Annotated in this window: 9 protein-coding genes, 2 pseudogenes and 1 riboswitch; of the genes and pseudogenes, 8 read left to right on the top strand and 3 right to left on the bottom strand. The window is 63.0% G+C overall.

Annotation, left to right across the window (positions count from 1 at the left end; genetic code table 11):
* A pseudogene (gene glyA, locus ACFODQ_RS01290) lies at positions 1-625 on the bottom strand (serine hydroxymethyltransferase); the annotation flags it as partial.
* Positions 626-681: 56 nt separating this feature from the next.
* Positions 682-841: riboswitch (ZMP/ZTP riboswitch) on the bottom strand.
* Positions 842-1,128: 287 nt separating this feature from the next.
* A pseudogene (locus ACFODQ_RS01285) lies at positions 1,129-1,962 on the bottom strand (transglycosylase SLT domain-containing protein); the annotation flags it as partial.
* A gap of 1,366 nt (positions 1,963-3,328) precedes the next feature.
* Here ACFODQ_RS01285 and ACFODQ_RS01280 point away from each other — a divergent pair.
* The 6 genes from ACFODQ_RS01280 to ACFODQ_RS01255 all read left to right on the top strand — a co-directional run bounded on the left by ACFODQ_RS01280 (position 3,329) and on the right by ACFODQ_RS01255 (position 5,681).
* The gene (locus tag ACFODQ_RS01280) at positions 3,329-3,727 is read left to right on the top strand and encodes a hypothetical protein (RefSeq protein ID WP_377014586.1); all 399 of its coding nucleotides are present in this window, start codon (positions 3,329-3,331) and stop codon (positions 3,725-3,727) included.
* A complete protein-coding gene (locus ACFODQ_RS01275; RefSeq protein WP_377014584.1) occupies positions 3,676-4,335 on the top strand; it encodes a DUF748 domain-containing protein in 660 nt (219 codons plus the stop codon). Before ACFODQ_RS01280 ends, ACFODQ_RS01275 begins: the two co-directional genes overlap by 52 nt.
* Positions 4,286-4,666: a hypothetical protein gene (locus ACFODQ_RS01270; protein ID WP_377014582.1), complete on the top strand. Its 381-nt coding sequence runs from the start codon at positions 4,286-4,288 to the stop codon at positions 4,664-4,666. Before ACFODQ_RS01275 ends, ACFODQ_RS01270 begins: the two co-directional genes overlap by 50 nt.
* Complete coding sequence (locus ACFODQ_RS01265) at positions 4,600-5,142, top strand: hypothetical protein (protein WP_377014580.1); 543 nt, start codon at positions 4,600-4,602, stop codon at positions 5,140-5,142. Before ACFODQ_RS01270 ends, ACFODQ_RS01265 begins: the two co-directional genes overlap by 67 nt.
* Positions 5,127-5,330 (top strand): DUF748 domain-containing protein, encoded by a 204-nt coding sequence (locus tag ACFODQ_RS01260; protein ID WP_377014578.1) that lies wholly within the window; start codon positions 5,127-5,129, stop codon positions 5,328-5,330. Before ACFODQ_RS01265 ends, ACFODQ_RS01260 begins: the two co-directional genes overlap by 16 nt.
* Before the next feature lie 108 nt (positions 5,331-5,438).
* A complete protein-coding gene (locus tag ACFODQ_RS01255) occupies positions 5,439-5,681 on the top strand; it encodes a hypothetical protein (protein WP_377014576.1) in 243 nt (80 codons plus the stop codon).
* Between the two features lie 116 nt (positions 5,682-5,797).
* Here ACFODQ_RS01255 and ACFODQ_RS01250 read toward each other — a convergent pair whose 3' ends face one another.
* Positions 5,798-5,971 (bottom strand): hypothetical protein, encoded by a 174-nt coding sequence (locus tag ACFODQ_RS01250; protein WP_377014574.1) that lies wholly within the window; start codon positions 5,969-5,971, stop codon positions 5,798-5,800.
* Between the two features lie 15 nt (positions 5,972-5,986).
* Here ACFODQ_RS01250 and ACFODQ_RS01245 point away from each other — a divergent pair, with 15 nt between their 5' ends.
* On the top strand, positions 5,987-6,544 hold the full coding sequence (locus ACFODQ_RS01245; RefSeq protein ID WP_377014572.1) for a DUF748 domain-containing protein: 558 nt from the start codon (positions 5,987-5,989) through the stop codon (positions 6,542-6,544).
* Entirely contained in the window at positions 6,541-7,173 is a 633-nt protein-coding gene (locus ACFODQ_RS01240) for a hypothetical protein (RefSeq protein WP_377014570.1), read from the top strand. The genes ACFODQ_RS01245 and ACFODQ_RS01240 overlap by 4 nt, the downstream gene beginning before the upstream one ends.
* The last annotated feature ends 5 nt before the right edge of the window (positions 7,174-7,178 follow it).

Here is a 7,178-nt window from a genome sequence, read left to right as displayed (position 1 = left end):
GCGGCGATCAGACCGGCATAGTGGGCCATGTCGACCATGAAGATCGCGCCCACATCCTGGCCACCTTGGCAAAGCGGGCAAAGTCGATTTCCAGCGAGTAAGCGGATGCGCCAGCGATGATCAGCTTGGGCTTGGTCTCGTGCGCCTTCTTTTCCATGGCGTCGTAGTCCAGCTCTTCCTTTTCGTTCAGGCCGTAGGAGACGACGTTGAACCACTTGCCGAGATGTTTCAGTGGCATGCCATGGGTCAGGTGACCGCCTTCGGCCAGGCTCATGCCCATGATGGTGTCGCCGGCTTGAGGAAAGCCAGGAAAACCGCTTCATTGGCCGATGCGCCGCAATGGGGTTGCACATTGGCAGCATCTGCGCCAAACAGTTGCTTGACGCGGTCGATGGCCAGCTGCTCGGCGATATCGACAAATTCGCAGCCGCCGTAGTAGCGCTTGCGGGGTAGCCTTCGGCGTACTTGTTGGTCAGTGGGTGCCTTGGGCCCACATCACGGCAGGGGAGGCATAGTTTTCGCTGGCGATCAGCTCGATGTGCTGCTCTTGGCGCTGGTTTTCGGCCTGGATGGCCGCAAAGAGTTTTGCGTCGGTCTGTTCGACAAGGATGTTACGTTGGTACATGCGGTCGTTGGAGTCAGAAGTGAGCCCTGCCTGCCAACAGTGAGGTTGGCGAAAACAGGGGCTGCCCAGGCGCACGGCTAACACGTGGCGGGTGCGGGGGCGATGCGCTCGCCTGGCACTGCACGGTACGCTCCCCGGTGGTTGCTGCAGGCCGGGCTGCATTCCACGTCAACAATCCGGTCATACAGATGTCTATCGCCAGTCGCGTACCCGGCTAGTGTAGCCGAGGCTGCACAGGCCTGGGGCAATGGGTTTATCGCCACGTCTGGATAAAAAACCGGTTCAGGGAAGCTGTGCCAAGGCCAGAAAAAACAAAAGCACCCCGCAGGGTGCTTGTGCTAACAGGGCGACGAGCCGGAGGGGCAGATCAGGAACCCATGGCCACGGCGGTGGCCTCGGCCTTGGCCGCTGCTGGCAGCGCGGCTTGTGTCAGCCAGGGCCACGGTTTCAGAAGCGTTGCCTGCAGCTGCGCTGTTGCTGGCGGCCTTGGCCTTGTCGGCCACGGTACCGGCTGCGGCGGGCGTATCCGCCTGGGCCGACAGTGAAGGCTTGGCAGCGGGGGCCACCGGTGCCTTGGGCGTGTTGCTGCGGCCTTCGGCCACTTGCTTGATGCGGAAGTGCTCGGCCATCACCTTGGCGGCGTAGCCCCCGTCGGTCGGCAGGTTGGCTGCGCCCACATAGTATTTGAGGCCGCCTTCGAGCGAGCCGGCGCGCTCGATGCACTCCTGCAGCACCTTGACGCCCACGCGCAGATTGGTCACCGGGTCAAAGGCTGCAAAGTGGCCGCCGAAGTGCTCGTACTTGTCGGTGTGAATCTTGGTCATCACCTGCATCAGGCCTTGCGCACCCACCGAGCTTTGGGCAAAGGGGTTGAAGCTTGACTCCACGGCCATGATCGCCAGGATCAAGGTGGGATCCAGCTTGGTTTCCTTGCCCACGAGGTAGGCTTCGGAGACGAGCACGGCCAGGGGCTCTGGCGCCACGCGGTATTTCTTGGCCAGCCAATAGGCCACATTGGCCTGGTTGCGGGGCAATTGCTGGGGGTTGCTGGCGGTGGCACGGTCCACGGCCGCCACCATGGCGGCATCGTCGCCATTGGATGCGTCCGCATCGGCACCTGCCAGGTCAACGCTGGCGCATGCGTGCGGGCCTGCAGCCAGCTGCGCAATTGCGCCTCGCCGGCGTGGCGCAGGTCATCACGCGACACCAGGGTGAGGGCGCAAAACGCCACTACAGACCAATCAAAGCAAAACTGTTGTGTGCCATGGTCATCAGACACGGCTGATGGTGGCGCTCAATGAGCGCGCACCGGCATCCACTTGCGCGGGAGCCGTCATAGGGATTTTTCCTTTCTAAGTCCCGCCACCTCCAACAAAGAGCCCGCGGATAGTGCACCGGGCTGGGGTCTGGCAGGGTGGAGCCGCACTGTCCTGTGCGGTCTCCGGCAGGCTGTCTGCGTTGCAGACGGCCTTGTCGTTTCAAGCACGCTCTTGCGTGTCAGGGGCTACGATCAAAACACCGTGAGGGGTGTTGACTAAAAAATCAGCAATCAATGCAATGGGTGAATTCTAGAAGCTTGCTTAATACTCAGTCAACACTATTGAATTGAAAAATGAGAAAAAAAAGTAATAAAAAAACGTGTATAGCGATTCACTGCAGGGCGTATCCGGGCTGGGGCGGCAGCCACCCCTGCAGCGGGGATGGCAGGCAGAAAAAGCACCGGATCGGGGGCCTGTGGGGACCCCGTTTTATGGGTTCAATAGCTTGTATTTAATCTTCTAAATACATTGATTGATATAAAGGATGCAGCAAAAAGTCAATCTTTATCAAATGCTGCGCGGCTGTTGTGCTCTGTTTTTGGTGTAGCGAGTCGCTCCATTTGCGTTTTTTCAGCCTAGGAGGGAGCCCGGGTGCCGCCTGCCAATAGCTGCAAGGAACCGTTGCGGGCCGCGCAAAACACTGGCCTGATTTGGGCGGGCAGGTCTTGGTCATCATGCGGTCATCTGCGCACGCACAAATTTCACATCAAAAGGCCAAAAAACTGTATAAAAACCAGGATAAAACAGCCAATAACCCATGGCTACATCAGGTTTTGGCATTTATACCTGGGTGAAAAATAGATGGACGCAAAAAAGCAGGGCCTGGCGTGTGTTTTTACGGCTCCGCGCTGCGGTTTGGCATGCCGCAGTGTGAAAAGCACGGCGGTGTCCAGGGCGGGCGGACGGGCGCATGCCCGATCCGGCTGTTGGATCCGTGCATCGCGGCAGCGCCCCCTGCTGCTCTCGACCCTGGCCGTGGTGTTACCACAGGGCGCGCCTCCATAGAAACTGCGTCTGTCCTCTATATATATAGAGCACACCGTTTCCTGGGGGCAACCTGCAAGAATTGAACGATTGTGAACCAGCTACGATGCCGCTTTTGTGTGCTATGCCAGCACCGCTACAGCGGCTTATTTGTGCACAATGGATCTTGGGCTGCCATGGCTGCCATGGGGTGGGCCGTACTGACTCAGAGTGAGGATCATCGCCGTGAGCGAAACGCAAGAAACAAACAAGAAAAGGGTCGTCGCGATGCGCTGGTTGCGCCGGCTGGGATGGTGCCTGCTGGCGCTGCTGCTGCTGTGGGGCGCTGTCGTGGCTGCTGCTGCCCTGGCTGCTGCGCACCCAGAGCGAGAAGCTGGGCACGGAAAAACTCGGGCGGGCGGTGCATATCGGTGCGGTGGAGTTCAAGCCCTGGTCGCTGGAGCTGACCGTGCGCGACCTGCAGATCGCCGGGCCCCAGGCCGACAGCGCGGCAATGCTGGCGGTCGAGCGCATCTATGTGGATGCTGATATCCAGTCGGTGTTCAGGCTCGCACCGGTGCTCGATGCCATCCAGGTGGACAAGCCGGTGCTGCGCATCGCGCAGACCGCCCCGGAAAATTTGATTTTGACGACATACTGCAAAAGCTGCGCAGCCCTGAGCCCAAAGCCGATGACGGCAAGACGGCGCACTTTGCGCTCTACAACATCGAGCTCAAAGACGGGCAGGTGGCCTTGCGCGATGACACGGTGGGTCAGACCCATGAACTCCAGGGTCTGCAGCTGGGCATTCCCTTTCTGAGCAACCTCGAATCCAAACGCGAGATCAAGGTGCTGCCCCAGCTGGCCTTTGTGCTCAATGGCAGCCAGTTTGCCAGCCATGCCGAGGCCACGCCTTTTGCTGATGACCGCAAGGCCGAGGCCAAGTTTGCGATCAAGGACCTCGACCTCCAGCCCTATCTGGCCTATATTCCCGCGTCCTTGCCCGTCAAGCTGGTGGCCGGCGTGCTCAATGCCGACCTGGCTCTGGCCTTTGAACAACGTGAAAAGACACAGGTGCGCCTGAGCGGCGAGGTGCATGCCAGCGCTGTGCAGCTGCACGACGCGGCCAACGGCGAATTGCTGGGCTGGGAGCGGCTCGATGTGCAACTGGCCGATGTGCAGCCCTTGCTGGGGCAGGTGCATATCGCCCAGCTGGCGCTCGATGGCGCGCAGCTGTCGCTCAAGCGGGGCAAGAATGGCCAGCTGAGCCTGCTCGATGCCCAGGGCCAGGCACTGCCGCGCCGGCTGAGGATGCCCCGCAGCCGCCAAGTCCACAGAAACCGCTGCCGCCGCAGACAAGGCAGAGCCTGCAACCTCCGTGGCCAGTGCAGATGGTGCAAGCCCCGAAGCGAAGGACGACAAGGCTGACAAGGCCGACAACGCGGACTCTCAGGCAGTCGCTGCAGAAGCTGGCGCATCCGCAGGCAAAGCCAGCAGCGGCCAACCTGCCTGGTCGGTGCGGGTCGATGCGCTCAAGCTCAGCCGTCTCAAGGGAGTCTGGGTCGATGAGAGCGTGCCACTGCCCGCGCGCGTGCAGCTCGATGACTTCAGCATGGAGGCGCAGCAGATTGCCTGGCCCTTCAAGCAGCCTTTCAGTTTTGAGGTTCGTCGGGGCTCTCGGGTGCGCAGGGCGTGCCGTCTACCGGCCGCCTGGTGTTCTCGGGCAAGGCGACCGACCAGATGGCCGAGGTGGATGTGACCACCACGGGCCTGCCGCTGCAGTTGGGGGCTTCTTATTTGACCGGGGTGATCGAGCCGGGCCTGCTGGGCACCATCGACAGCGAGATGCACCTGAGCCGCCAGGGCACGGCGCTGAAGCTGACGCTGGCGCAGATGCGCGTATCGGACGTGGCCCTGCAGTGCAACAGCAAGGCCAACTGCGCGCCGCCCCATGGCCCGGCCATCGGCCTCAAGGGCAAGAACAACCTGCTGGAGCTGCGCCAGCTGCTGGTCAAGGATGCCGTGCTGGACACCGAAGCCCAGCAGGTCAAGCTCGGCTCGGTGCAACTGGTTGAGCCGGTGCTGGGCGTCTCGCGCGCCAAGGACGGCCGCATGATGTTTGAAGACTGGCTCGTGGCATCGCAGGCCCGCCAGAGCGAGGCCAAGGCGCCCGCAAAGCCTGCTACTTCTAGCAAGGCCGCAGCCAGCAAACCCTGGATGTGCAGCTGGATGTGATCGCGATCAAGGGCGCCCAGCTCGCCTTCCAGGATGAATCGACCGCACGCAAGGTCGCCTTTCGCCTGACCGGCTGGGATCTGGAGCTGCGCGACTATGCGCCGCTGGCGGCCAGGCCAAGCCCTCGCCGCTCAAGCTCTCGGGCGGATCGGCAGCGGCCGCGCCGAGCCCGGCCGCATCGCCTATGACGGCAGCCTGGGCCTGGCGCCAGTGTCGGCCGTGGGGCGTCTGAATGTGAGCCAGCTGCCCGTTCACGCCTTTGAGCCCTATGCGGCGGCTCTGCTGCCGGTGCGCTCGTGCGCGCGGATGCCAACTTCCGGGGCACGGTGGACTTCAGCCAATCGGACAAGGGGCCGGTGCTGCATATCAAGGGCGATGCTGGGCTGGATGATGTGCGCGTGCGCCCCCTGGTGGCCGCCGCAGCGCGGCCAGCGGTGATGATGCCAGTGATGACGATGGCAATGGCGCCAGCGAGACCGGCCGCAAAGCGGCTGCACCTGTTGCCAACCGGGGTACAGGTACCTTGGGCATTGGGTTGATGGGGGCGGCGATGACCTGCTGAACTGGAAGCTGCTGAGCCTGCGCGCCTGGCCGTGGACATGGTGCCGGGCCAGCGCATGAAGGTGCAGGTCGGCGAGACGGCCTTGACCGACTTTTATGCGCGCCTCGTGGTGCAGGAGAACGGCAAGCTCAATCTGCAGGACCTGGGCGGCAGCAGTGCTGCGGGCGCTGGCAATGCGGCGGCGCCATCCGAAGGCGTGGTGGTCGAGGCCTCGGGCGGCGCGGCAGTCAGCCCACCGGCCTCGCCTGCCAGCCCCGAGCCAGCCACCGCCCGATTATCGACATGGGGCCGATCACGCTGGCCGGCGGTACCGTCAAGTTCAGCGACCAGTTTGTGCGGCCCAACTACTCGGCCGACCTGTCCGAGCTGGCCGGGCGCATGGGCGCGTTTTCGTCCGAGCCGACGGCCGGCCAGTTGCAGCTGGCCGAGCTGGAGCTGCGCGGCAAGGCAGAAGGCACCGCGTCGCTGGAGATCACCGGCAAGCTCAACCCGCTGGTCAAGCCGCTGGCGCTCAATATCCATGGCAAGGTGCGCGATCTGGAGCTGTCTCCGCTGACGCCCTACAGCATCAAGTACGCCGGCCATGGCATCGAGCGCGGCAAGATGAGCGTGGATGTGCAGTACGACGTTACGAGCCCGAGGCATGCTGACGGCCAGCAACAAGCTGGTGCTCAACAGTTGACCTTTGGCGATGCGGTGCAGGGCGCGCCAGCGAGCCTGCCGGTCAAGCTGGCTGTGGCCTTGCTGGCCGACCGCAATGGCGTGATCGACCTGGACCTGCCATCAGCGGCTCGCTCAATGATCCGCAGTTCCGCCTGGCGCCGATCATCTTCAAGGTGATTGGCAACCTGATCATGAAGGCGGTGACCTCGCCCTTTGCGCTGCTCTCGGGCGCCTTTGGTGGCGGCAGCGAAGCCAGCCATGTGCCCTTTGCCCCCGGCAGTGCGGTGCTGGATGCGGACAGCAAGCAAAGCCTGGATAAGGTGGCCAAGGCGCTGGAAGACCGCCCGGCGCTGCAGCTGACCGTTGCCGGCCAGGCCGATCTGGAGCGTGAGAAGGACGGCTGGCGCAAGGCCCGCATCGATGACCTGGTGCTGGCGCAAAAGCGCCGCAGCGCTGTGCGCGCCGGTGGCAAGCCTGAAGACGTGCAGGCCGTGAGCGCTGCCGAGTACCCCGCCTTGCTCAAGGAGGTGTACAAACGTGCCGATATCCAGAAGCCGCGCAACCTGGTGGGCATGGCCAGCGACATCCCGGTGGCCGAGATGGAAACCCTGCTGCTGACCAGCATCAGCGTGCCCGACAATGCGATGCGCGAGCTGGCGCTGGCCCGGGGCGTGACGGTGCGTGACTACCTGGCCAGCAAGGGCGTCAAGTTGGAGCGCCTCTTCCTGGGCAATGCCAAGACCGAGGGCTTTGGTGAGGACAAGGACTGGACGCCGCATGCCGAGCTCAGTCTGGCGCCGCGCTGAGCGCT

The sequence above is a fragment of the Comamonas sp. JC664 genome, from assembly GCF_042647185.1.
The sequence above is the reverse complement of the archived record's forward strand: the minus strand, read 5'-3'. Positions and strand labels throughout refer to the sequence as shown.

What these genes read in the sequence shown, in the direction of transcription:
- ACFODQ_RS01245 (WP_377014572.1), top strand. Translation starts at nt 5,987, where the DNA reads ATGGGGCCGATCACGCTGGCCGGCGGTACCGTCAAGTTCAGCGACCAG.